The 24,146-nt window shown below is 47.0% G+C and carries 20 protein-coding genes and 1 pseudogene; 10 read left to right on the forward strand and 11 right to left on the reverse strand.

Annotated features, from left to right (window positions below; all coding sequences use genetic code 11):
- Nucleotides 1-72: 72 nt before the first annotated feature.
- Nucleotides 73-3,156 (reverse strand): plasmid replication protein, CyRepA1 family, encoded by a 3,084-nt coding sequence (locus MIC7113_RS24595; RefSeq protein WP_041781243.1) that lies wholly within the window; start codon nt 3,154-3,156, stop codon nt 73-75.
- A gap of 263 nt (nt 3,157-3,419) precedes the next feature.
- On the opposite strand from MIC7113_RS24595, the gene MIC7113_RS35045 reads away from it, so the two are divergent.
- The 3 genes from MIC7113_RS35045 to rpsD all read left to right on the forward strand — a co-directional run bounded on the left by MIC7113_RS35045 (nt 3,420) and on the right by rpsD (nt 5,167).
- Entirely contained in the window at nt 3,420-3,626 is a 207-nt protein-coding gene (locus tag MIC7113_RS35045) for a hypothetical protein (protein ID WP_071884113.1), read from the forward strand.
- Between the two features lie 49 nt (nt 3,627-3,675).
- Entirely contained in the window at nt 3,676-4,410 is a 735-nt protein-coding gene (cysE, locus tag MIC7113_RS24600) for a serine O-acetyltransferase (protein WP_015184909.1), read from the forward strand.
- A gap of 148 nt (nt 4,411-4,558) precedes the next feature.
- On the forward strand, nt 4,559-5,167 hold the full coding sequence (rpsD, locus tag MIC7113_RS24605; protein WP_015184910.1) for a 30S ribosomal protein S4: 609 nt from the start codon (nt 4,559-4,561) through the stop codon (nt 5,165-5,167).
- Nucleotides 5,168-5,456: 289 nt separating this feature from the next.
- Here rpsD and moaA read toward each other — a convergent pair whose 3' ends face one another.
- The 6 genes and pseudogenes from moaA to MIC7113_RS24635 all read right to left on the reverse strand — a co-directional run bounded on the left by moaA (nt 5,457) and on the right by MIC7113_RS24635 (nt 12,869).
- Nucleotides 5,457-6,443, reverse strand: a complete 987-nt coding sequence (gene moaA, locus MIC7113_RS24610; RefSeq protein ID WP_015184911.1) for a GTP 3',8-cyclase MoaA — start codon at nt 6,441-6,443, stop codon at nt 5,457-5,459.
- A 172-nt stretch (nt 6,444-6,615) separates the two neighbouring features.
- Nucleotides 6,616-7,275 carry a Uma2 family endonuclease gene (locus MIC7113_RS24615; protein WP_015184912.1) on the reverse strand — a complete coding sequence of 220 codons (660 nt, stop codon included), beginning with the start codon at nt 7,273-7,275 and terminating at the stop codon, nt 6,616-6,618.
- Nucleotides 7,276-7,297: 22 nt separating this feature from the next.
- Nucleotides 7,298-7,741 (reverse strand): HNH endonuclease, encoded by a 444-nt coding sequence (locus MIC7113_RS24620; RefSeq protein WP_015184913.1) that lies wholly within the window; start codon nt 7,739-7,741, stop codon nt 7,298-7,300.
- Nucleotides 7,742-7,749: 8 nt separating this feature from the next.
- Nucleotides 7,750-8,004: a hypothetical protein gene (locus tag MIC7113_RS24625; RefSeq protein ID WP_015184914.1), complete on the reverse strand. Its 255-nt coding sequence runs from the start codon at nt 8,002-8,004 to the stop codon at nt 7,750-7,752.
- Nucleotides 8,005-8,029: 25 nt separating this feature from the next.
- Nucleotides 8,030-11,214, reverse strand: a pseudogene (locus MIC7113_RS24630) (HEAT repeat domain-containing protein).
- Nucleotides 11,215-11,351: 137 nt separating this feature from the next.
- Nucleotides 11,352-12,869 carry an MFS transporter gene (locus MIC7113_RS24635; protein ID WP_051055790.1) on the reverse strand — a complete coding sequence of 506 codons (1,518 nt, stop codon included), beginning with the start codon at nt 12,867-12,869 and terminating at the stop codon, nt 11,352-11,354.
- A gap of 406 nt (nt 12,870-13,275) precedes the next feature.
- Between MIC7113_RS24635 and cbiD the strand changes: the two genes are divergently transcribed.
- The 4 genes from cbiD to ttcA all read left to right on the forward strand — a co-directional run bounded on the left by cbiD (nt 13,276) and on the right by ttcA (nt 18,058).
- Nucleotides 13,276-14,445, forward strand: coding sequence for a cobalt-precorrin-5B (C(1))-methyltransferase CbiD (cbiD, locus tag MIC7113_RS24640; RefSeq protein WP_015184918.1), 1,170 nt, complete (start codon nt 13,276-13,278; stop codon nt 14,443-14,445).
- Nucleotides 14,446-14,576: 131 nt separating this feature from the next.
- Nucleotides 14,577-16,220, forward strand: coding sequence for a glutamine-hydrolyzing GMP synthase (gene guaA / locus MIC7113_RS24645; RefSeq protein ID WP_015184919.1), 1,644 nt, complete (start codon nt 14,577-14,579; stop codon nt 16,218-16,220).
- A 244-nt stretch (nt 16,221-16,464) separates the two neighbouring features.
- Complete coding sequence (gene hetL / locus MIC7113_RS24650) at nt 16,465-17,193, forward strand: heterocyst differentiation pentapeptide repeat protein HetL (RefSeq protein ID WP_015184920.1); 729 nt, start codon at nt 16,465-16,467, stop codon at nt 17,191-17,193.
- Nucleotides 17,194-17,248: 55 nt separating this feature from the next.
- Complete coding sequence (gene ttcA / locus MIC7113_RS24655) at nt 17,249-18,058, forward strand: tRNA 2-thiocytidine(32) synthetase TtcA (RefSeq protein WP_015184921.1); 810 nt, start codon at nt 17,249-17,251, stop codon at nt 18,056-18,058.
- 11 nt (nt 18,059-18,069) lie between these two features.
- Here ttcA and MIC7113_RS24660 read toward each other — a convergent pair whose 3' ends face one another.
- Both MIC7113_RS24660 and MIC7113_RS24665 read right to left on the reverse strand, forming a co-directional pair.
- Nucleotides 18,070-18,441 carry a DUF2237 family protein gene (locus MIC7113_RS24660; protein WP_015184922.1) on the reverse strand — a complete coding sequence of 124 codons (372 nt, stop codon included), beginning with the start codon at nt 18,439-18,441 and terminating at the stop codon, nt 18,070-18,072.
- Between the two features lie 44 nt (nt 18,442-18,485).
- Nucleotides 18,486-18,851, reverse strand: coding sequence for a Spx/MgsR family RNA polymerase-binding regulatory protein (locus tag MIC7113_RS24665; RefSeq protein WP_015184923.1), 366 nt, complete (start codon nt 18,849-18,851; stop codon nt 18,486-18,488).
- 493 nt (nt 18,852-19,344) lie between these two features.
- Here MIC7113_RS24665 and hemF point away from each other — a divergent pair, with 493 nt between their 5' ends.
- Together hemF and MIC7113_RS24675 are read left to right on the forward strand one after the other, a co-directional pair.
- Nucleotides 19,345-20,394: an oxygen-dependent coproporphyrinogen oxidase gene (gene hemF, locus MIC7113_RS24670; protein WP_015184924.1), complete on the forward strand. Its 1,050-nt coding sequence runs from the start codon at nt 19,345-19,347 to the stop codon at nt 20,392-20,394.
- Nucleotides 20,395-20,622: 228 nt separating this feature from the next.
- Nucleotides 20,623-21,180, forward strand: coding sequence for a peroxiredoxin (locus MIC7113_RS24675; protein WP_015184925.1), 558 nt, complete (start codon nt 20,623-20,625; stop codon nt 21,178-21,180).
- Nucleotides 21,181-21,188: 8 nt separating this feature from the next.
- Here the strand turns inward: MIC7113_RS24675 and MIC7113_RS24680 are convergent, their stop codons facing one another.
- Nucleotides 21,189-22,103, reverse strand: a complete 915-nt coding sequence (locus tag MIC7113_RS24680; RefSeq protein ID WP_015184926.1) for a LysR family transcriptional regulator — start codon at nt 22,101-22,103, stop codon at nt 21,189-21,191.
- Between the two features lie 383 nt (nt 22,104-22,486).
- Between MIC7113_RS24680 and MIC7113_RS24685 the strand changes: the two genes are divergently transcribed.
- The gene (locus MIC7113_RS24685; protein ID WP_155898093.1) at nt 22,487-23,383 is read left to right on the forward strand and encodes a DMT family transporter; all 897 of its coding nucleotides are present in this window, start codon (nt 22,487-22,489) and stop codon (nt 23,381-23,383) included.
- 76 nt (nt 23,384-23,459) lie between these two features.
- Here MIC7113_RS24685 and MIC7113_RS24690 read toward each other — a convergent pair whose 3' ends face one another.
- Nucleotides 23,460-24,134, reverse strand: a complete 675-nt coding sequence (locus MIC7113_RS24690) for an SAM-dependent methyltransferase (RefSeq protein WP_015184928.1) — start codon at nt 24,132-24,134, stop codon at nt 23,460-23,462.
- Between the last annotated feature and the right edge of the window lie 12 nt (nt 24,135-24,146).

Consider the following 24,146-nt stretch of genomic DNA (forward strand, 5'->3'; position numbering starts at 1 on the left):
TCTGCGTTAAAAAACATACCATTGCGATGCCAACGGATTCCCTATCACTTGATTGATGAAAAAAAGCTTCAATCAAAGATTGAGACAAAGCTGAACATACTCAACTTGTTCACCTAAATCCGCAGCCCCTGCTGTATCATCCACCCATTTTGAATTCGGATAAAGCCGCTGATCAGAAATATCTAAAAGCTGAGAGCCAAACGCTAACCATTGTTGAAATACCTCAAAGCGACCATCTTCAGGATGAACCACTTGATACACTCGTACCCGATTTAACCGCTTGCTCTCACGACCGATACACCGGATACCATAGCCGATTTTATCCAAAAGGCGTCTAATAATAATGATCGGAGTCGCATTTTGTGCCAGTCCAATTCCCAAAGTCGTCTTGATCGCAGCACGGTTAGAAAGGGCCAATTTCGCCATTGCCTTCAAGTCTTCATCCGTACTTCTTAACTCTCGTCCCTGATCTTCCAGCAACACCGGAACCCCTAAAAGTTCCATGGTGCCAATCGTGGCTCCCAATTGGGAACGGTTGAAATCTGGCAGGAAGATACTACCACCCCCCAACTCAATTAGGCGACGCGCAAAAGCGGCATCCCGTTGAGCCAAATAGTCCCGCCCCAAGGTGAGAAAGTAATGAAGTAACAGCTTAAAGTACCAGCCCTCGTCATCCTTGGCGACCAATGGAGGCGTAACCGGTATACCATAGCGCAACTTTAACTCATGCTTGCGAAGTGCCCGTCGTTGGAATGGAGTTTTGACCAACTGTTTTTGTAGCGATTGATACTGACGTACACTGAGATCTGGGGCGTAGGCGATCGCTTCACACTCTGCCTGATAATTTTGGTTTCTTACCGCCGCGATCGCCATTGTCAGCGAATTCGTTTCACTTTCAGCCTCATCCCCATCCAATTTTAGATTTTGGATGTTGGATGTTGGATTTTTCGCTAACCGCTCAGCCCCTACCTTTCCTAAGCCACAATCTTTCAAGGGAGCTTCAACGATATGATGACCTTCCGCTAGCAGTGCTGCCAGCACAGATTCTCGGTACTTGTGCATCGAGGCATTATGCCGAACCGCCATCTTAGCCCAACACAACAGAGATTCTGCCTGAAACCCCATCTCCAAATCATCCAAGGCATCAAAGTCCGATTGCTGTAATAACTTAATATTGAGCTGCGTCAGACTTTGCCCCGATGTGAGCAACCCAGGAATTGAAGTCGAACCATTGCCAACCCGATTAAAACCATAAGCTGCCACCCACAGACATCGAGGCACATTTTCACGCACTCGTCCTAGCGCCTGACGCACTGAGTTCTCACTTTGAATTCCTTGAGCGATACCCCAAACCGAGGTGAAATGCCCTCGCAGATCAATACTCACTCCCGTTTCAATCGCCGGACTCGCTAAGACAATGTCATAATTCGGCAAAACCTGATTTAGGTTGCTCATGCATCCATAAGCCGGATGAGATGGCTCGGCTAGGGATTCCGCATCAATCCGCAGTATCTTGGCTGTGGGGAATCGCTGTTGCAGGTAAGCTTCCAACGTGCAAGTCCCCCACTGACTCCCCCGTTTCTGAGCCGAGAGACAGACAAAGGGTTTTCCCCCGTCTTGAATGTGCCGTTCCAAGTCTTGCACCAATCGTTCTGGCTTATTTTCTGTGTAGTGATGAACCTGCCAGGATTCACTCGCTCCGGGTTTCCAATCATTCTGAACAATCAAGGGTTGGAGAGGAACGCCTGATAGAGAAATCAGGTAATCCATCGAGATGTCACTCAAGTCAGCATCGGCGACAAAAACCTGTCCTTCGCCCCCCAATACATTCTGCATCAAGGTTTTCAGCGATTTGAGGATAGCCACCCGATTGTTACTACAGGTACTAGAGTCCAACCCATGCCACAAAACTTGCTCGACTTCATCAATAATCACCACCCCATCCGACCAGTTGAGAGCCTCAAATTGAGCTTGAGAGGTGGGATGCAGGGAGTCAATGCAAAGACCGTACCCTAATGCTGTACCGGAGTCTGAGCAACGCACCTCAGTAATATAGTTGAGTCCGAAACGTTGGCATAGAGACTCCACCAGGCGCACTCGATGACCAATCACCAAAACCCACTGCTTGCGCTCTAGGGCTTCTTTGACAATACCTTCTAAAAACTGGGTCTTACCCGTGCCTTTGGGAGATTTGATGCCAATCAGTTTGGCGTCCTTCGGTATAGAAAGTTCTCCCAGATAGCGTTGATTGAGCTGTACATCAGCCAGATAAGTCAGGCGAGACAAAGATTGCGCTTTCCAAGTATCGAGCGGTACTGCCCTCTCGTAAGCTTCGTCTAATGCCGCTTGACCGTTTTCCGCAATGAGGTCATCAATTCCTTTCCCTTGTTCTGGATTCCAAGTGATAATCTTGACAGAACATTTTTTTTGTGTTAATAGATAGCCCAATTGTCGGATGGCGGCGTTGACGGCCTTGATGGCAGTGGGTTTTGTGTCTTGGTCGAAGGCAATATAAATGGTTCTCCCTGGGGTTGCCAGTTTGAGTAACTGGGGGATGAGACGAGACTTGCCGATGCGATTCCCCTCATTGTCTCGTGGCACGCGATAGCCACCGAATACTCCTGGTAATGCGACCGCAGCATAACCCCCTGTGAGTAATGACCCGGCCTTTTTGGCTCCCTCGGTAATGCACAAGGGAATTTCCGGGTGTTCGATCAGCCACTGCCAAAAGCCAAAATCCGGTTGATTGGCGTCGATTGCTGCGGGTAGCACGGGGATTTGGTAGCGATCAGCAATGCGCTGCCATAGGTGAAGCGGAACGCGCAGCGCAAACAATCCTGTGGGTGCTAGGGGAGGATGTTCATACTTAATTAACTTTCCAGCATTCACACTACGACGAGGCACACTAGGTTTAAAACAGCCCCAGAGGTCGTCTTCACCCGTGAGTAGGTCAATCCCGGAACACCACCAACCTCCCTGTTCTGTGTGTTCATAACGCTTGAGGATGTGGTGGCTCACTCGACCATCATTCCGTCTTTGTAGTGCATCGGCGTAAAGTAAATAGTCGGATGGGCAAGAGCCGTTTAAAGGTATAACGTTAAGGCGGGTTAGCTGGTCATCGACAGCAGCGGCGTCCCACTCTTGGAGATAATTCACAGTGTTGGCGATCGTGTTGGTCATTGAGGCTCAAGCCTAAATACACTACATCTAGTGGGTAAGCTAAAGCTTTTAGAAAAGGAACACCAATTATAGAGCGTGTTGAGCAACACCTGGAAGGATGGTCGATCTCATACGCCCAGATTCACCATTAGGCTGGTGAATTCTCTTAATCTTGCTTTTTGAGGTAAGACGTGATAGTTTTCGTGTAATTAATACGGTATTCCGACTGAATTATCGTAGATTAAATCCAGGGAACTCCCATGAGCAAGGTAGATTTGGGCACACTAGCCTGTCGGCACTGTCGGCATTACCGAATAGAAGGACGGCGGGGCGGATACTGTCAGCTTTTTTGTGGCAGAGTCCGGGGCTTTTGGTCAGCTTGCTCTCTCGTCGTTCCACCCTTCGCACCTTCTTGGGAAGCACTGGAAAACAGCACAAGGACACAGCCACAACTTTTACAGAAGTAACTTTTTCTTTTTAATTCACTTCAAACAATCACCCTTACCTCAACGGAGTATGCTGCTCACTGAATTGCGAACAATTTATGAGCGTGACCCAGCGGCACGTAACTGGCTGGAAGTTTTATTTTGTTATCCCGGAGTACAAGCGCTTTTATTTCACCGAGTGGCACACTGGCTACACAACATGAATATGCCTTTTTTGCCTCGCTTCATTTCTCATCTCAATCGCTTTTTCACAGGAATTGAGATTCACCCCGGAGCCAACATTGGCAAGGGTGTGTTTATCGATCATGGGATGGGGGTGGTGATTGGTGAAACGGCGATTGTCGGGGATGGAACCGTCATTTATCAGGGTGTGACGCTAGGGGGGACGGGCAAGGAAACGGGAAAGCGCCATCCCACTTTAGGCAGAAATGTCATTGTGGGAGCAGGTGCCAAGGTCTTGGGCAATATCCAAATCGGCGATAATGTTCGGATTGGTGCAGGGTCTGTAGTCTTGCGAGAGGTGCCCTCTAATCGCACAGTTGTAGGAATTCCAGGTCGGATTGCTGATCAATCCAGGGAAGCTGTGAATTTTTTCAACCCTGAATACCTACCCGATGTAGAAGCGCAGGTGATTCGAGTCTTATTTGACCGGATTAAATCTTTAGAGATGCAAATTGAGAGTTTGAAGGCTCAATCGGCTTCCTATCCAGCGCCGCAAAGACTACAAAGACTAGAAGATTCCCCCCATTTATTAAAGGAGGGCGATCGCTTGATTGAAGAATTTTTAGATGGTGCTGGCATATAATACCTTTCGGCCTGTGAATCGCTACATCTGGATCTCACAAAAGGTGAGGATGGTAACAAATCGGTGATAATAAGATGAGATACCCCCATCAAAAGTGTATAATTATAGTTTTGGGTATACTTAGTCAGGACACAAAAGAGGGAATTATATGTCGCGATATCGAGGCCCGCGTCTGCGGGTTGTGCGCCGTCTAGGCGATCTACCGGGTTTGACTCGCAAAACGCCCCGCCGCGCCTACCCACCGGGTCAGCATGGTCAAGCTCGCAGAAAGCGCTCCGAATATGCGATTCGACTGGAAGAAAAGCAGAAACTCCGCTTTAACTACGGCATTACCGAAAAGCAGTTGTTACGTTACGTGCGTAAGGCACGTCGGGCAACCGGTTCAACGGGTCAATCCTTGCTGCAAATGTTGGAAATGCGGCTAGATAATACAGTCTTCCGCATGGGCATGGCGGGCACGATTCCGGCTGCTCGTCAGCTTGTGAATCATGGTCATGTGACGGTCAATGGCCGGGTCGTGAATATTCCCAGCTATCAGTGCCGTCCGGGAGAGGTGATTGCGGTCAAAAACACTGAACGCTCTAAGCGCCTAGTCCAACAAAACTTAGAATATCCGGGACTTGCCAACCTTCCCAGCCATCTAGAGTTTGACAAAAACAACCTCACCGGTAAGGTCAATAGTGTTATTGATCGTGAGTGGGTGGCTCTGCAAATTAACGAACTGCTGGTGGTTGAGTTCTACTCACGGAAAGCCTAATGGGTTGAAGGTTGAAAGGTTGAATGTTGAAGGTTTTTTTGTGTTGAAAGTTGAAAGGATGGAATAGACTTCTGGCAAAAATACAAACTACCCCACCCCAATCCTCACTAAAGCTCCGGTCCCCTTACCAAGGGGAGGGGGCAAGATTTCAAGGGTTTTCCCCCTTTATAAGGGGAATTAAGCCGGAGCTTTAGTGAGGAGGTAGATTCGACTTTTGCAAGAGTGTTTAATGTCGAAATTTCACTCTAATCACCTTCAACCTGCAAACCTTCAACCTGCAACCCGATGACTATCCTCCGATTTGCGACATGGTACGGGTGTAAGTCCCCGTTGTTCCAGAGTCTCGTTGCTTGAAGTTAATCTCTGGTTTAATCATGAGCAAATGTCTGACTTGCGCCCTAAGATCAACCGGATCAACTCCGGTACGAAGGGCGGTTTTGAGGTTAATCTGATTCGATTCATTGAGCAGACAAGGGCGTAACCAACCGTCGGCAGAAAGGCGCATTCGGTTGCAGCGATCGCAAAAACATTCCGACATCTGACTGATAAATCCGAGAGTTCCCAAAGCACCGGGAATCTGGAAAACATCAGCAGGGCCATTACCACGAATGGTTGATTCTGTCAAACCGAAAACCTCACGGATGCGCTGCCGCAATTCTTCAGATGGCACCCAAGCGCGTTCGCCAAAGAGTTTGTCATTGCCAATGGGCATAAATTCAATAAACCGGACGTGCCAGTGGCGGTCAATCGTCAGGGCGGCTAAATCGAGAACTTCTGGGTCATTAACGCCCGGAATGACTACGACATTCAGCTTGAGGGGGTCAAAACCGACGCGGTGAGCGGCTTGAATCCCCTCCCAAGTTTGCTCCCAACGGGAACGCCCCCGATTACCGATAATTTGGTCAAAGGTTTCTGGGTTGAGGGAGTCGAGGCTGATATTGATGCGACGCAAACCCGCATCATACAGGTTTTGTGCCATGCCTGCCAGGAAAAAGGCATTGGTTGTCATCGCTAAATCTTCGGTTTGGGGAAGAGAGGCGATCGCACTCACCAAATCCACAACACCGGGACGCAGCAACGGTTCACCCCCGGTAAGGCGAAACTTGCTAAATCCCACAGGGATGAAGACTTCTTTGAGTAACGTCAGCAGTTCCTCATTCGTCAGCAATTCTTGCCGTAGGATGTAGTCAAGCTCTGCTCCCTCCGGCATACAGTACTGGCATCGGAAGTTACATCGGTCAATGAGGCTGATACGGAGATAATCTACCTGGTTCATATTGGCTTTTGAGGACGCTCGTCTGTCAACCGTCTGGGACTAGCAACACTGAGTTTATTATCGAAAATTCCTCTTGCTCATGACCTCAATCTATGTATTGATTATGCCTAAGAAAGCAGATCAATTATGGTTATGAGTCGGTCGGCATTAATACTTGCGCTCGCATCGCTTCTTAGAGACTATCTGGATCGATATTCAATTCACGCAATTTCGCCGCCAATCGTTCAGCACGTTGGGCTTCTTGTTCGGCACGTTGGGCTGCTAATTCCCGTTGTTCCTCCAATTCCAAATAAGAAAGGAACTTTTGTCCATCGGGTCGATATAACTCTAACCCTTCTTCTGTTAATTCAAATCGAACTCCTAAGCGAGGACTAACCCAACCTGACATCGGTTCGATTACTTCTAATAATCCTTCAATTCGTTGCCAACCCGTCAATTCTTTGTCATCTGGATCGTAGAGGTAATATTCTTCTACTTCGTAGCGATTATAAAAGGCTAGTTTTTTAGCCATTTTTGTCTGGCTATCGCTGTACGAGCGGATTTCAAAGACGACTTGTGGAGGGATATTATTCTCTTTCCATTGGAGATATGAACGTCTATCTCCTTTGGGTCTGCCAAAGACTACCATCGTATCAGGGGCTTGGCAAATTCTGTTATTGCCTTCAACGGGATACCAAAGTAAGTCACCTGCAATGAATACATTGGGGTCATCTTTAAACAGAGCATCACAACCTCCCTTGATTGTTGTAATCCATTGGTACTGGATTGTGCTGTCTGCCATTGGTTGACCGTCGCTGGAGGGGTAAATTATTTCTTCTGTAGTGAGTTTCATAATATTCAAACACAAAAGTTGTCTACTTGATCATGCGCTGTTGTGCTGCTGGCGATGGATATCTACCAACTTCTATTAAAGTCTGTCGATCTAAAATCCGGTCTTCGTTGTTAAACTCTAGAATTCGTGTTGTTACTTCTCCAATGTCTGTGAGGGGTTGAATTACAGCTTCATCGAGTCGGAAGTGTTCTCCCCAAAAGTCTCGACGTGGGTTGAAAAAACGGACAAGTTCTCCAGTGCGCCAAACTATTGACCCTAAATCAGTACCTTTCTGAAGGTTACAAAAAATACAGGCATAAGCGAGGTTATCTTCTGTTGTAACTCCACCATGCTTCACGCTGATAATGTGGTCAACTTGATAACTTGAAGACCTATCTGCTTCTGCAATTAGGCAATATTCACAGATGCGATCAGCACGTTCAGCAACTAAATGCCGCAGTTGTTCACTAATATAAGGACGAGGCACTTGAATTATTATTCAGCTTGAATGTACGTATAAGCTCGTGCTTTTGCCAGAGTCATTATATGCTCTAGTGTGAGAAAATGGTCTAATTCTCTCTTTTCCTCTGGTGTCAATTCGCCCGTTTGGTGTCTGTAAACCAGGTCTTCTAGACGTTCTTGTGCTGCTGTTGATAGTTTAAAAGCGATAACGCTTTGCGGAGTGGTTCCAGCAGCAATGAATTCAATCATTTCATCGTAGACTTTGGTTGTCTTTACAGATGTCGTCATGAGTTTATCTCTCTTTTTTATAATTTTAAGCCTCTATTTTTGCCAATTTCTTGTTAGCAAACTCCCGCACTTTCTCATCTGGGTCATTTTCTGCTCTGTCCTGCAAGAGGGGTAGAGTCTGGGGATGGTCGGGATATTGCTTGATAATGGCATCAAGTGCTACTTGCCGAGGGTTGTTTTCCCAGTTCTCTTTACGTTCAAAGGAGTCATTGAGGGCGCAGTTGCACAAAAATTCAAACATCCAAGGCTCATTCTTCCAGCCACGGGCTAACTCCCGCACTAGAAAACTTCGCACTCTCCAATCTGGATCATTTTTTGCTCTGTCGCGCAACAGTGGTAGAGTCTGAGGATGATCAGGATATTGATTGAGGATTGCCGTTAGGGCTGCATACCGAGGATGATTAAACTTCCAATATTTCTCATACGCCCAATCATTAAGAACTGTACAATCCTGGCGCTTGAAAGGATCGTTGACAGCACACTCGCACAGAAATTCAAAAATACCAGTTTCGTGTTTCCAACCTTTACTTAGTTCCTGCACCGCTGTTCGTCGTAAACTTGAAACTGGATCAAACTGAGCACAAGTTTTAAGTAAAGGTAGGGTATCTGGGTCATCTTTCCAGCCTTCTGCTAACGCTAGTATTGCACCGTATCGCACATTCATATTCTCATCAAACAAAGCGTAATCTTTTAACCAGACTAAAGTTTTTAAATCCTCTTTCCATCCCCTAGCTATCTCTATCACTGCTGTTGAATGTTCCCCCTTTGAATTGTTACCACTCAATGCATATTTTTCAGCCATTTTAATATTTTTTGGTCTTCTCTCCAAGTCCTGGCAATTGCTTTAACTGCTCGACTGCGAATTCCCACAATTAGCATATATTCTTCAGTTCCTACCGTTTCGTAATATCCATAAGCAGCGATTTTTTTCAGGTGATTGAGTAACTGAGTAGCGATATTTGTTGAGAGATTCCTCACCTCTGAAAGACACTCAGCCGCCAAAAATAGATTGATAAACTTTTGTGCTTCGCCATCCAAAGCCATCAAATACTCAATAATTTCCCCTGCAAAGCTAGTATCAATCATTCCGGCAATCAACCGCAGCACTTCATGCCAAGACTCATCCTGCCAGTGCTTGCCAAAAACTTCCGTTTTGAGTTCTTCAAGCGTCAAACCCCCTTCAAGTCCGCGTTTCCCAAACCGATCAACAAACTCCGAAGCACAGAAGTATTCTAAAAACGTCCGATGCACAAACCCATAGGAATCACCACCCAGAAAACACAAAATAAAGTTGCGACTCCGTAGTTGTTCAACCAGCAACCTGGCAACCGTTCTCGCCTCACTGACTTCTATACTTTTCAAATAACCAGTCAGAATCTTTTCTAAATCCTCCCCCCGAATCAGATTACCCGCCAAACCCTGATCTGCGGCTTGCATAAAGTAGGCAACCTGACGCAGCATCGCCTGCTTATCCTTATAATCAATCGCAACCGAATCAATTCTCGGATGTTCTAGTAATTTCTGCTCCACATCCCACTGATGCAGCAAAACTCGCGACGCTTGATTGTACAGTTCCGGTCTATCTCTGGGTAATTCTTGATTGCGGTTCAAAATCGCCATCATCGTCAGCAGCAGGGGATTTCCCGCCAGTTCCCCAATCGCTGAAGACGTTTTAATTGCCTGTTGCAGTCGCTCCCGTTTTCTAACTTTATCTGCCTCATCGGTAAACGTTAACTCATGCCATCGATGGATAAAATCCTGAATTTGCTCTGACTCTAAATCTTGCAGCATGAAGTGACGAAACTGGGCATCTCGCAGCCGTTGCGGCTTGTAGCCAATAATGCGAGAAGTCAAAATTACCCGCACATTGGGATAATCATTCGTGAAGCGATGGATATCAGTAATTACCTCCTCCCGTTGCACCGGATCGAATACCTCATCCAATCCATCAAACATCACCAAAACTTTGCCAGATTTGAGGCGTTCGTGGAGTTCATGTTGATTGAGGCGACAAATAACGCTGCCTTTGTGGCAGAATTCGAGAAAATCTTTGCATTGTCCAGAGTTGCGATCGCGACTATAACTCCGCAATTCAATCAGCAACGGAATCGGCTGAGAAATAACATTATTGAGGGGCGTTCTTGCCCAATTCAACGCGATGTATTGCAACAACGTAGACTTCCCAGAACCTGGGTCGCCCAAAATTACAATGTAGTTGCACCCTGCATTTACCCCCCCTAGCCCCCCCTTGTTAAGGGGGGGAACCGGAACAAAATCTTGCTTCTGTCCCTTACTAAGAGAGAGCGAATCTTGCTCCCCCCTTACCAAGGGGGGCTGGGGGGGTAATCGATCGCTCTGAAGGTCATTAACAACATCCAAAACCGATCGCACAGGCTGTTGATAATAAACCTGCTTGTATCGTTCCCACTCCTGTGGGTCAAATTCTGCCTCAAGTTCATTACTTTCCCTCAGCCGTTTTTGATGTTCTTTAGGAATCTCGTAAACTTGATGTAAAAAATCCTGGCATTCGCGTACATTTTGTGCTATAAATACTTGCCATACCTTGAGTTTTTCTCGATAATCATAAACAGTCGTATCTAAACTATCTAAATTAAGATTGGCATATCGCTCTCGAATTCCTTCCTGATATCGCCGCAAGTCAAATTCAGGAACAATTCCAGCAAGCTCTTTAGTATTTTTCGCTGTTGCTTCAATATTTTGTGAGTCCAGGATAGCGCGTAACTGAGGTGACTCCCGGATAATGGCTTTAACTTTATTGAGATAAGGCTTATTAACTTGTTTCCAGCTAAAATCATCCGGCAGAGGTAACAAGTTAAGCTCATGCCAGATTTTTGCTAATTTCTTCGTATCTAAACCTTGGCAATCATCTTTAAAAGCGCTTCCCAGAACCTCTTTAACAGATTTATTTTTAAGAAACTGCTTTAACGGTTCAGTATACTGCTTTTGTTCTGCCTCAGAAAGGTCTGCAACTTCCAACTGCTGCTGCACCAGTTGCAGAAATTCTTTAATCGCTTTGCCGATCGCAATATTTACAGGTTCTTTGTCGGGTAGAAGAACGTGTTTCAGCGAATCTTTGAGGAAGTCTTTGGCAAAATCTTTAGCGGCATCCTTTGCCAAGTCTTCGAGAATGGGCTTAAAAATAAATCCAACAGTTTGAGCAACTCCCCAGGCAACTAATAAGTCCACCATAATACCCGCGTCTGCCTAACTCGGTTGATTCTCGGAGTATAACTAATTGCTTGAGTTCAATACTCAGGCTGAATTCAAGTCCGCCTACGCGGACTTCGTTTGTGGACGCGCGACTTTAGTCGTTAGGCGTTTTGGCTCTACTTAAGGCGATTGGCTAATCCTACAGCTTGAATCAGCACCGTTTGAGGTCTAAAACCTAAAAGTAAATCATTCTTGCGAACCCGATTGAACGATAAGCCAAACGCTAACTTAACTTCACGCCAAGCATGAATCAACGGCTGAGAGCGATGTTCCCGGACAAACACCAACGGCAACAAGGCAAGCAATCGTAAAACCGCAGAAAGAGCAAATAAGCCAGCTAAGCCACCTAGACTCGGTATTTGAGCGAGAAACCCTCCGGCTGTGGTTCCCAGTGCTCCACTCACCCCCGTAATAGCAGCCGCGATCGCAAAATAACCGGCTTGATTGCGTAAAGGTGCCACACTCATCTGCATATTGTGCATACTCAGATCGATCGCCGCCCAAGTACTCCCTCGCAGCACATGAATCAGGGGCAACCCAATCCACACAGAAGCAGGGTTCGCTCCCGTCGCCAGCCAGAAAATAGGCGTCACTGCCACCAAAATTCCCACTGAGAGTAAAATCGGTCGATTCCCAATCCGATCCGCCAACTTTCCCCATACCATCAGCATCAGCAGGTTCGCGCCAGCCGTTAAGCTGCTGTAAAGCGTGACTAAGCTGACATCCAGATGCAAATTATCCAACATATACAAGGAATAAAACGGCGTGCTGAGGTTAACCGCAAACGTCCAAGTCCCGAAGTAGAGCAGAAATATCAAGAAGTTGGTATCCTTAAACCACCGAGTGGCTAGCTCATTGGAGTCACCACGAGAGACACATGACGACTCTGGAATCGGGGCTTGAGGATTCACATCCCTCATAAACCACTGAAAGACCAAACTGAGCAGACCGGCGACAATGCCTAAAGATAAAACAATGCCGTAACCTTGAATCGCCCCACCTTTCCAGCTAGATACTCCCCATCCCATTAAGGGCACGCAGATCAGATTCATTAAATTGGCGGCACTATTGCGAACGCCAAAATATCGCCCCCGTAACTGCCGAGGCACCAACGCCGCCATCCAACTAAACCAAGACGCACTGCCGAGTGAACCCAAGACATGGGTGACAAAAACAACTCCTAATGTCCAGATTAGAAGTTGGTGGTGTTCGCTGGGAGAATCATTCACGCCTGCCATTAATACCAACAGAATCACCCACAACAACCGCGACGACCCAAAAATAAAAAGACTGTACCAGTGACGACTCGTAGTGCGATCGCCCAAATAGGCTCCTAGGGGTTGGAGCAAGTTAACAAACATGGGAATTGACGAGAGTAAGCCAATTTCCACACTCGTTGCACCCAGTTCCAGTAAAAAGTTCGTTAGCAGCACACCCGTCGTGACGCTGCCAAAAAATGTAGCAAATACTCCATCTAAAGTCGATGCTCGGAGCGTTGTCCGAACCGATTTCTTCGGAATCGCCAGAGGAGGTGTGGGCAAGAGTACTTCTGATAAGGCTCTGTTATCTGAAATGTCTATGGCTGAAAGCGGGCTTATCTCTTTTAGGGTGCAATCGGCGGTGTTTCTAACCATGCTGGGTAATTGACCGGCTAAAGCTCTCGGCGTGTACAAAAGAAATCCTTTTGAACGATAGGGGGTGGATTGCTAGGGAAGCATCGTTCAAGGGAAAGATCTATTTCTCAACACTTTGCAACCTAGAGCAATATTTAGCAAGAAGATTTTGAAACAAGTAAATTAATTTAGTGTTCTATAAAAATTGCTTAACACACAGCTCAACCGATAGCCTGAGATTGTTGCTCTAAAGATGGGTACGCCAAAAAGTTCTCAAGATTGATATCAAATCGGCTTTAGAGCGATCGCTATACTTCTTTCTATAGCTGTCGCCATAAAGTTTAGGACTTTCTTTAACGGACGAGAGCGACCACTCACCAGTAATAAACCTTCTGCCCTCTGCCCTCTGCCCTTTGCCTTCTCCTATATGACAACTTCCCCACCTCGTGCTGGATACACCTTACCCGTTTTTGCTTGTGCTGCTGCTCTTGCCGCATTGCATCGGTTACGTCAACGGCAACCTCTAAATACAGTACTTGTGGATTTAATTGACCCCTCTGAAACAATAGAAATTCCGATTGAGCAAGTGGCGGAAATTCGAGCAGGAATGGCGCTAGCGATCGCACGTTCCCAACCGGGTGATAACCTGGATCTCACCCGCAATACCCCAATTTGGACCGTAGTCGAATGGGGAAGAGTAGAGCAAACTGAACCGATTTGGTTAGTCGGTGGTGAGGGAATAGGACGACAGTTGAACGCTGGAGGGAAAGCGGCAATCTATGCTTATGCCGAGCGATTATTCCAAGACAATCTGAGGCGGCAACTGGCACCGGAGGAAAAAATTCAGGTGACAATTATCCTACCGGAGGGGCGTCAACTGGCGGAACGTACCTCGAATGCAGCCTTTGGAGTTGTCGAAGGACTCTCCCTGCTGGGGACGACTGGCATTTCCCAACCCCTAAGTGCTCCGGGACAATTGGAAGCATTCCGCGAGGAATTACAACACAAAGCCAGTCAAATCAAGAATCAGCAACAACCTGCCAATGACCGATTACCCATTACCCATTACCCAACCTTAGTATTCTGTGTGGGGGAAAATGGCTTAGATTTAGCGCAACAGTTGGGTATTAATCGAGAACAACTGATGAAAACTGCCAATTGGCTGGGGCCAATGTTGGTGGAAGCCGGGTTGCAGCAAGTCCCTGCCATTTTGTTGTTTGGCTACCACGGCAAGCTGATTAAACTGGCGGGTGGGATTTTTCACACTCACCATCACCTTGCTGATGGACGGCTAGAAATTCTCACGGCTCACTGCGCTAAGCTAGGTCTACCCCCATCAGTGTTACAGGAGGTTTTTGCTAGTACAACAGCGGAAGCGGCGCTGAAGTATCTGCGGAAATGGGATGCTAGAAGCGGCAGCCATTGGGTGGAGCAGGTTTACAGCTCAATTGCCTCTACCATTGATGCTCGCTCCCAAGACTATATCCGCAAGCACAGTGAACAAAACGTTCATGTCGGTTGTGTGCTGTTTGATCGCGATCGCCAAATTATCGCTTGTAGCGAAACAGGTACCGCGTTATTATCGCAATTATGCTAACTTTGTATGAATCTTTACAGACTTAAACGATAGAAACTCTAGGGTTTCAATTAATCTGTTTACCGCAATATACGTTCGCTGCTCATTAGAAGGCTTTGGCAGCGAATTGTTTGCACAATTACACAATTTCTATGACGGACGCAGCAGTGACACTACAGACAGGACAAGCATCTCACGACACAGAGACTTTATCAACATCGTCTCTGGCTGATCGGTTAAATCGCCAGATAATCGTCATTCTGGACTTTGGCTCTCAATACTCTGAGCTAATTGCTCGTCGCATTCGCGAAACTCAAGTTTATTCCGAAGTTCTCTCCTATCGCACCACGGCCGAACAGTTGCGACAGCTAAACCCCAAAGGAATTATCCTCTCCGGTGGCCCTAGCTCCGTCTATGATACGGGTGCGCCTCACTCAGACCCAGAGATTTGGAATTTGGGGGTTCCTGTGCTAGGCGTCTGCTATGGAATGCAGTTGATGGTACAACAACTCGGTGGTCAAGTGACGCGAGCCGAACGGGCGGAGTATGGTAAGGCATCACTGATTATTGATGATCCCACCGACTTGCTAACGAATGTGGACGATGGTTCCACCATGTGGATGAGTCACGGGGACTCCTGTGAGATGTTGCCAGAGGGATTTGAAACCCTAGCTCATACCGAGAATACTCCTTGTGCTGCGATCGCGCATCATGAAAAAAAGCTGTATGGGGTGCAGTTCCATCCAGAGGTTGTCCATTCCCTGGGGGGTATGGCTCTAATTCGTAACTTTGTCTACCATATCTGTGATTGTGAACCCACTTGGACAACGGCGGCTTTTGTCGAAGAAGCAATTCGGGAAATTCGCGGGAAGGTTGGGGATAAACGGGTGTTGCTGGCACTCTCTGGCGGGGTTGATTCATCGACCCTAGCCTTTCTACTTTATAAAGCCATTGGTGAGCAACTTACTTGTATGTTCATTGACCAAGGCTTCATGCGGAAAGGAGAGCCAGAACGATTGCTGAAACTCTTTAAGGAGCAATTCCACATTCCAGTCGAGTATGTGAATGCACGCGATCGCTTCTTGGAGCAAATCAACGGTATCACAGACCCCGAAGAAAAGCGCCGTCGCATCGGTCACGAATTCATTAACGTCTTTGAAGAAGAGTCCCGACGCCTTGGTCCCTTTGATTATCTCGCTCAGGGTACCCTTTACCCCGATGTGATTGAGTCGGCAGACACCAACGTCGATCCCAAAACCGGTGAACGAGTGGCGGTGAAAATCAAGAGCCATCACAACGTCGGAGGATTGCCGAAAGACTTGCGCTTCAAGCTGATTGAACCGTTGCGTAAACTGTTTAAAGATGAAGTCCGCAAAGTCGGTCGCTCGATCGGCTTACCCGAAGAAATTGTCAATCGGCATCCCTTCCCAGGGCCAGGGTTAGCGATTCGCATCCTAGGGGAAGTTACCAGCGAACGGCTGAATATTTTGCGTGATGCCGATCTCGTCGTTCGCCAGGAAATTAATCGCCGGGGAATCTACCACGATTTTTGGCAGGCATTTGCCGTATTATTGCCGATCCGCAGTGTGGGGGTGATGGGTGACCAGCGTACCTACGCTTATCCTATCGTCTTGCGTCTGATTAATAGTGAGGATGGGATGACCGCTGATTGGTCACGAGTGCCTTACGACTTGTTAGAAACCATTTCTAACCGGATTGTTAACGAAGTCAAAGGAGTGAATCGCGTAGTCTACGATATCACCTCCAAGCCCCCTGGCACTATCGAGTGGGAATAAAAATCTGTAGGACTGCTTTTAGATTGATCTCATTAAACCCGCTCTCACCCCTGAGTAGGGCGGGGTTTTTGAGCGGTGGTAGCAACCCACCCGAACAAAACTCATGGAACAGGCTACACGCACGTTCAGGAAAATGGTGTATTGAGACAAAAATAGCGTAAGTCCTGAACAAACTCCCCGAAAAAGTCAGAGCAAGCCATACACTCATGGCATTATACAAAATCACAGACAAGGGGAAGTAATCATGAATATAGACGAACTCCTAAGACAATATGCCGCCGCAGAACGAAATTTTGCCAATGTCGAGTTAACGGCGGTGGATTTGCGAGAAGCCAACTTAGTGGGTGCCAATCTCAGTGGTGCAAATTTGAGTCAGACGGATTTGCGAGAAGCAAGGCTAGGGCAAGTCAACCTGACTCACGCTAATCTTAGTGGTGCTAATCTGAGTGAAACCATTCTCTGGGGTACAGACTTCAGTGACGCCAACTTACGCCAAGTGGAGTTGCGAGAGGCAGATTTGAGTGGCGCGAAGTTAATCCAAGCTGATTTAGAAGCAACCACCTTGACGAAGGCATGTCTGCGGGGAGCCAATTTGAGTCGTGCTAATCTTTCCCAGGCCATACTATTTGAAGCCGATTTACGTCCTAGCTCAGATCAACAGACTGATTTGGGATATGCGAATTTGAGCGGGGCAAATTTGAGTTATGCCAACCTGAGTGGAGCGTTATTGCACGGAGCAAAACTAGATGGTGCTAAACTTTGCAGAGCCAATTTAGGCGTTCGCAGCTCCGATCAATCCTACCAGACTAACCTGAGTGAGGCTAGTTTAGAGGGAGCCGATTTGAGCTTTGCCGATTTGAGTGGGGTCAATTTGTTTAAAGCCAATCTGCGGAACGCTGACCTCACCCAAACTAACCTCAAGAATGCCAACCTGCAAGGGGCTATTATGCCCGATGGCAGTATTCACGATTAGGCGAAGAAGTCTACACCGTTCAGAAAATGTCTTTTAATCGGCTTCGGGGGTCAATATGGACACAATTAAGGTTCGCCACTCCAAAACCCTCAAAAAGTTGCAAACTCACCTACGCCGTTTAGTTGGTCAAGCCATCCACGATTACAACATGATTGCGGATGGCGATCGCATCATGGTATGTCTGTCGGGTGGCAAGGATTCCCACACCTTACTCGACCTCTTGCTGCTCCTCCAGCGTAAAGCCCCCGTCAAGTTCGATATCTTAGCGGTGAACTTAGACCAGAAACAGCCTGGTTTTCCAGCGCATGTGCTACCAGAGTATTTAGAATCTCTTGGCGTATCGTATCGAATTATTGAAGAAGATACTTTCAGCATTGTGCAACGGGTGATTCCTGAAGGAAAGACCATGTGCGGTTTATGTTCGCGCTTGCGTCGTGGCATTCTCTATCGCGTAGCCAGTGAAGAGGGGGCAACCAAAATTGCCCTCGGTCACCATCGGAATGATATTGTAGAAACCTTATTTCTCAATATGTTCTATGGCGGACAACTGAAAGCCATGCCACCCAAACTCTTAAGTGATGACGGCAAGCATGTGGTTATCCGACCGTTGGCTTATTGCTCGGAGCAAGACATTGGGGATTATGCCGCCGCTAAACAGTTTCCCATTATTCCGTGTAAACTTTGCGGCTCTCAGGAGAACTTGCAGCGAGTCCAAATTAAGCAGTTATTGCAACGTTGGGAAGAAGAATATCCAGGACGAACGGAGAGTTTATTCCATAGTATTCAGAATGTTACGCCTTCTCACCTTGCTGATACTCAGCTCTTTGATTTTGCTAATTTAAATGTTCAGGGTTGTGATGACTGAAAATTGGGAATTTAGGTAAGGTCAAGAGCATTTTGCTTTAATTGAGCCAAAGAAACATATTCCAAGGCTAATGCATGGGTGGCTGACAAAACGACGGGTGGAGCAACGCCAGCATCCAAAGCTTCCTTCCAGCGTGAGGCGCACAAACACCAGCGATCGCCGGGTTTCAAACCGGGGAAATTAAAGGCTGGCACTGGCGTACTCAAGTCATTTCCGCTGGATTGCGTGAAGGCTAGGAATTCTTCTGTCATTTGGGCACAGACGATGTGTGCGCCGATGTCACCCGCTCCCGTGCTGCATTTTCCATCGCGGTAAAATCCGGTCATCGGGGATGTACAGCAACTTTTTAGTTCTTCCCCAAGGACGTTTCTAGCATTAGTCATAACAACAGCTTCTCTGCAAAATACTCTCCATAAAATGATGCCACCTAATTTCGAGATACTCCCAATTTTTCGCGCATCACATCCTCTTTCTCTCTAAACCCAACAAACACCGCCGTTCCATCCTTGACAAAAAGCGGTCGCTTGAGCAACATCGCATCCTGAGCAAACGCCTCAATCCACTGCTCATCTGTCCAAGCGTTCTTCTTGTCACCCAACGCCCGATAAGACTGTCCGGAGGTGTTCCGCATCGGTTTAGCTCCCAAAACTTCCACCCAACGTTGAATCATCTCACGGGTTGGTGGCTTTTCCTTGGTATTAATGAACTCATACGCAATAGCATTATCTTCGAGCCACGTAAACGCCTTCTTACAGGTTCCGCAGTTGGGTATTCCGTAGACTTGGATAGACATCAGGCTGGTTAATTAATCACAACGGCTATGCTATGCACCAATATTTTCCTACTATTTCACCCTAAGTAGTGCCCACCCTTTCCAGAAACACGAGGGGGGAGTATTGACCTTACGGTCTTTGATTTTCAATGACTCTATCGCTATTAAAAGTTATATGCCCTGTTTGAGGCCGTCACAGGTTACAGAGCAGACGTAGGGGCTTCATCAGTTAAAGCTTAGAGCAAGATAGCGTAACGTTTTGTTAGGCTGCCGCATCAGAGGCGACACTGAGTAAAAAATATTAACCATTTAATAGCCAAATAGCGATTAAACATTGTATAGTTTTTTCACGGCGATTTGTCCTGTTGGGGTTGCAGTGGAAGCAAGACACGCTGGCGGTACAGATGCAACCTTTTTTCACGAAGTAAAAACGTCCCCATCAGGTTAAATTTTAAATTTTCGTCAAACAACAAACTCAAACAATTGTCCTTTTGATTTACATAGCCTTGAAATTATGACAACGACTTCGACTCCAAACCTATCTCTCACAAACTTTCTACCACCTGCTGATGCAAAACAGAGAGTTAGCCAGTGGATGCGACAAATCCAAGATAAAATTTGCCAAGGTCTAGAAGAACTTGATGGTGTCAGCCAGTTTCGCCAAGATGAGTGGCAACGGGAAGAAGGCGGTGGTGGAGGGCGATCGCGCGTTATCCGTGATGGGGATGTTTTTGAACAGGGGGGAGTGAACTTCTCGGAAATTTGGGGTTCTCAACTGCCCTCCTCAATTTTGATTCAACGTCCCGAAGCAGCGGGACATGAATTTTATGTTACAGGCACTTCAATGGTGCTACATCCCCGCAATCCTTACATACCCACCGTTCACCTCAACTATCGCTACTTCGAGGCGGGGCCGGTTTGGTGGTTTGGCGGAGGTGCTGATTTAACACCTTACTATCCCTTTGCCGAGGATGCTGCCCATTTCCACTCCACCCTGAAACAAGCTTGTGATGCTCACCATGCCGAATATTACCCAGCGTTTAAGCGTTGGTGTGATGAATATTTCTACTTAAAACATCGCCAAGAAACACGAGGCGTAGGGGGCATCTTTTTCGATTATCAAGATGGTCGAGATCAACTGTATCGCGGCTTTGATCCCCAAGGACTAGCGGCAGCTTACAGTAATGAACTAGGAAACTTAGCACCACGCAGTTGGGAAGACTTGTTTGCTTTTGTCCAATCCTGTGGTGATGCCTTTTTACCCGCTTACGTGCCGATCGCACAACGGCGGCGGACGAGGGAATATGGTGAGCGCGAACGGAATTTCCAGCTCTATCGTCGCGGACGTTATGTGGAATTTAACCTAGTTTATGACCGAGGTACGATTTTTGGACTGCAAACCAACGGACGTACCGAGTCTATTTTAATGTCCTTACCGCCACTTGTGCGTTGGGAGTATGGCTATCAACCCGAACCCAATACACCGGAAGCTGAGTTGTACGAAACGTTTTTGAAGCCTCAAGATTGGGCGAGTTGGACTCCAGATTCATCTTCCAAAGGATGAAATGAAGTGAGAAGATAAAAAAAAGAGAGCCACCAAGGCGACTCTCCCGATCATCAGGGTGCATCTACTAGTCTTATTATGGTCTTTGGGGGTGAGGGGTGTCACCCCCTGTCAGTTATCTTTAACAAAACTTAAAATAGCGGGTCTAGTAGCTGTGGGTCAGTCCTGTTCTAATGATTGAGTCGAAAGATTGTAAACTTATGTTAAGTTCCTAACTTACATTTGGTTATGATTTCTCGTCGCACTGTTGTGAGTATTCTCTTGGCGAGTTGCCTTACCCTCCTAATGGGGTTGAATTTCACGCCGACTGCCCAAGCCCTCGGCGGTAAGCTACCTGCCATCAATGAACCTGCACCAGAGTTTACACTGCCCACAAATACGGGCGATGGTAACGTGTCACTGTCTGACTATCGCGGCAAGTGGGTTGTTCTCTATTTTTACCCTAAAGATTTCACCTCTGGTTGCACGTTAGAAGCGCGTCGATTTCAGCAAGATTCGCCCAAATACATGGAAAGAAATGTGCAGATTCTGGGCGTTAGTGCTGACGATGTGGAGTCTCACGCCGAATTTTGTGATTCCGAGGGTTTGAAATTTCCTCTTCTTGCCGATACCGATGGCGAAGTGAGCAAGGCTTATGGTTCCTGGATGGGCTTCGTTTCCCTGCGCCATACCTTTATCATTGACCCGAAAGGAACCCTACGCGAGGTATTTTTGGGCGTGAGACCGGCTATTCATAGCACCGAAGTGTTAGCACGTCTGGATGAGTTGCAAGTGAAATCTTCTTAATGGGTAGACTAAACCACCGCTTTCGTACTAAATCTCCCCAGGTTTTTTAGCGCATCTAAAAAAGCATAAACCGCTGGAGTGTGAAGGGCATTGGTGAGAACGGCTGTCCCAATAATCCTTTGTAAAGGAATGGGTAGGCTGCATACTTGAATTCCTGGGGGTAAGGGTTCGGCAGCCAGTCGAGGAAGAATAGCCGCTCCTAAATTTTGCGTCACCATACTGACAATTGTTGAATCTTCCCGAACTTCATAGGCAATTTTTAACGGGTATTCTGCCGTCCTCAAATGGTTACGAATTCTGAGCGAGCAACTATTAGTAGCAGGCACAATTAAGGGATAGGCGGCTAACTGCTCCCAAGTAATCTTAGGGTTTCTAAACCCTGAGTTGGGTGGGAGCAAGGCAACGTAGTCATCTCGTAGCAGTTCCCAAGTTTCAAATTCTTCTCCAGAGGGAAGATAGGTAAAGCCAATATCAGCATGGCTTTCGCGCAACGATTGTTCCACCCCAGTAAAATCGTCAAACTCAGTAATCGCCACCATAATGGCTGGGAATTGGCGACGGAACCGGGCAATTACGCTGGGTAAAATATGGGTTGCCACACTGCGAAAAGCAGCAATTCGCACCTGTCCCCCATGTAAGCCTTTTTCCCGATTGGCTTCTTTGATGATTCCTTCTAAAAGTTGCAGGACTTGACGTGACTGAGCAATCACCCGTTCACCGACAGGTGTTGGATGTGCTCCGTGACGCCCTCGCGAGAGCAACAGTACGCCCAATTCATCTTCTAGGTTGGCGATCGCATGGCTGATGGCTGACTGGGATAAATCCAAGTGTAGAGCAGCCTCACTAAAATTATTGTGGTCTGCTACCGCCACTAAGGCACGTAATTGAGAAATTTTTAACTTATAGGGATTGATTCTATCCATAGGAGTTCGGCTAACTATCTATAATTTTTTGCCACAGCCATGAAAATATTCTTTATTTTTTCTATCAATTCTATTCATATAAACTATGCATGGCATGTTTTGCTAAGCAATTTAAGCCTAATTAATCTGGATTTATCAGAGTTAATGATGAATTAACTTTCCCTAATCCGTTGTACAGCAAACAACACTGAGACTACTGTATCTTTTTAAAATCTCATAGTTTGAGGGATTAAAAATCACCCAGTCAGGTGAATGAATCGGGCGATTTGGCTATAAAGAACGAGCAGGTTTTCCTACAACGCTTGATATGACTGGGACGCTTTGAGGGATTTTGTTTCAACACCATTGGATTAACAGCGACTACAATGTTCTTGAATTTTCCGATGACAAACTTCAATGGAGAACTAGCGGCTTTAGGTGCCGCCTTTTTGTGGGCGCTGTCTGCGGTAATTTACGCTCACCTCGGTCAAAAGGTATCGCCGCTAGCCCTCAATTTGAGCAAAGGCGTGATTGCGATCGCCTTGATTGCCTTAACTCTGATTGTGCAAGGCAACTACTGGCCGGCGGACATGAATGGGGTTGCTTTAGGATGCCTGCTATTAAGCGGTGTGGTTGGCATTGGTTTAGGCGACACCTTTTACTTTGAGGCGTTGAACCACTTGGGAGCCAGACGAACTCTGTTACTAGAAGCCTTGGCTCCCCCTTTATCCGCTTTCATCGCCCTAGTTTTTTTGCGGGAAGCTTTGAGTTTAGGAGCTTGGATGGGCATTTTTCTCACCGTCTTGGGAGTGTCTTGGGTGATTAGTGAGCGGGTGCCGGGAACTACCGTTAACGCCGAAAACCCCCTTCGAGGCGTTGGTTTTGCCCTCGTGTCAGCGTTGGCACAGGCAAGCGGAGCCGTTTTATCCCGTGCGGCTTTGGCAGACACAGCCATTAGCCCTTTATGGAGTACACTATTGCGCCTAATGGGTTGTGTTGTGGTATTGCTATTGTGGATACCGTTTAAACAGGGGTCTCAAGCTGCGTTTAAACCATTGCAATCTAAACAATTATTAGGCATTATTATCATCACGGCTTTGTTCAGCACTTACTTAGGGATTATGCTGCAACAAACAGCCTTGAAATATACCGCAACAGGAATTGCTCAAGCGCTTCTTTCCACCAGTCCTTTATTTGTTCTACCGATGACGATCAGTATGGGTGAAATCGTTAGTCCTAGAGCGTTTTTGGGGGTGTTGGTTGCACTGGGAGGGATTGGGTTGTTGTTTGGTTATCAATAACAGTACTCCCAGCGCTAACCTTGAACAAAAAAGCGGACGGCAATGGTGTGAGTTGAAGGGTTAATCAACTTGACGCTTAACGTAAATTCTCTGGAACTTTCTCAGGAATAACCCAAGAATAAACGGTATGTACGCGATTGGGGCCTTGCACTTGTACAGTTTGTTCCGGCTTCCAGTCGCCCATATCGAAGTCATGGGAAACAATCCGAGTTCCTGGCTTGAGTTGCTCAAACAGCATCGGTCGTAGTTTTACATTGAGTTCAGGCAGCAGGTAAAGTGTGACAACGCTGGCATTGCTGATATTCGTCTGAAACAAATCTTGTTGCAGAAACTGGACGCGATCGCTAACACCCGCCTTCTGGGCATTTTGATTCGCCTCTTGGATCAGTTCTGGGCGAAGTTCTACCCCAAACCCCTGTGTGCCAAACTTTTGCGCGGCTGTAATCGGAATTCGTCCGTCACCACTGCCGAGGTCGTACAAAACATCATCTTTCCCAACTTTCGCCAGTTCTAACATTTTCTCAACCACTTCATCGGGTGTTGGGACATAGACGACATCCGGTTCCCGTTGTGGAGTTGGAGCTTCAGCAACTGGAGTTGGGACATTGGCGGTAGAGATTGGAGTCTGAACATTCGCTTCCGGTTGTTGAGTTGGAGGAGCGACAGCGGATGGCTGAGCACATCCTGTTAGTAAGACACTACTAGCACTCAAACTGGTTGCGGCTAACAACAACATGCGGTGTAATTGCATCGTTAGTTACTC

It is taken from the genome of Allocoleopsis franciscana PCC 7113, assembly GCF_000317515.1.
Classification (GTDB): Bacteria; Cyanobacteriota; Cyanobacteriia; order Cyanobacteriales; family Coleofasciculaceae; genus Allocoleopsis; species Allocoleopsis franciscana.

Coding starts and splice junctions, on each gene's coding strand:
- MIC7113_RS35045 (WP_071884113.1), top strand. CDS start 3,420: ATGAGCAAGGTAGATTTGGGCACACTAGCCTGTCGGCACTGTCGGCAT.
- cysE (WP_015184909.1), top strand. CDS start 3,676: ATGCTGCTCACTGAATTGCGAACAATTTATGAGCGTGACCCAGCGGCA.
- rpsD (WP_015184910.1), top strand. CDS start 4,559: ATGTCGCGATATCGAGGCCCGCGTCTGCGGGTTGTGCGCCGTCTAGGC.
- moaA (WP_015184911.1), bottom strand. CDS start 6,443: ATGAACCAGGTAGATTATCTCCGTATCAGCCTCATTGACCGATGTAAC.
- MIC7113_RS24615 (WP_015184912.1), bottom strand. CDS start 7,275: ATGAAACTCACTACAGAAGAAATAATTTACCCCTCCAGCGACGGTCAA.
- MIC7113_RS24625 (WP_015184914.1), bottom strand. CDS start 8,004: ATGACGACATCTGTAAAGACAACCAAAGTCTACGATGAAATGATTGAA.
- MIC7113_RS24635 (WP_051055790.1), bottom strand. CDS start 12,869: ATGGTTAGAAACACCGCCGATTGCACCCTAAAAGAGATAAGCCCGCTT.
- cbiD (WP_015184918.1), top strand. CDS start 13,276: ATGACAACTTCCCCACCTCGTGCTGGATACACCTTACCCGTTTTTGCT.
- guaA (WP_015184919.1), top strand. CDS start 14,577: ATGACGGACGCAGCAGTGACACTACAGACAGGACAAGCATCTCACGAC.
- hetL (WP_015184920.1), top strand. CDS start 16,465: ATGAATATAGACGAACTCCTAAGACAATATGCCGCCGCAGAACGAAAT.
- ttcA (WP_015184921.1), top strand. CDS start 17,249: ATGGACACAATTAAGGTTCGCCACTCCAAAACCCTCAAAAAGTTGCAA.
- MIC7113_RS24660 (WP_015184922.1), bottom strand. CDS start 18,441: ATGACTAATGCTAGAAACGTCCTTGGGGAAGAACTAAAAAGTTGCTGT.
- MIC7113_RS24665 (WP_015184923.1), bottom strand. CDS start 18,851: ATGTCTATCCAAGTCTACGGAATACCCAACTGCGGAACCTGTAAGAAG.
- hemF (WP_015184924.1), top strand. CDS start 19,345: ATGACAACGACTTCGACTCCAAACCTATCTCTCACAAACTTTCTACCA.
- MIC7113_RS24675 (WP_015184925.1), top strand. CDS start 20,623: ATGATTTCTCGTCGCACTGTTGTGAGTATTCTCTTGGCGAGTTGCCTT.
- MIC7113_RS24680 (WP_015184926.1), bottom strand. CDS start 22,103: ATGGATAGAATCAATCCCTATAAGTTAAAAATTTCTCAATTACGTGCC.
- MIC7113_RS24685 (WP_155898093.1), top strand. CDS start 22,487: ATGACAAACTTCAATGGAGAACTAGCGGCTTTAGGTGCCGCCTTTTTG.
- MIC7113_RS24690 (WP_015184928.1), bottom strand. CDS start 24,134: ATGCAATTACACCGCATGTTGTTGTTAGCCGCAACCAGTTTGAGTGCT.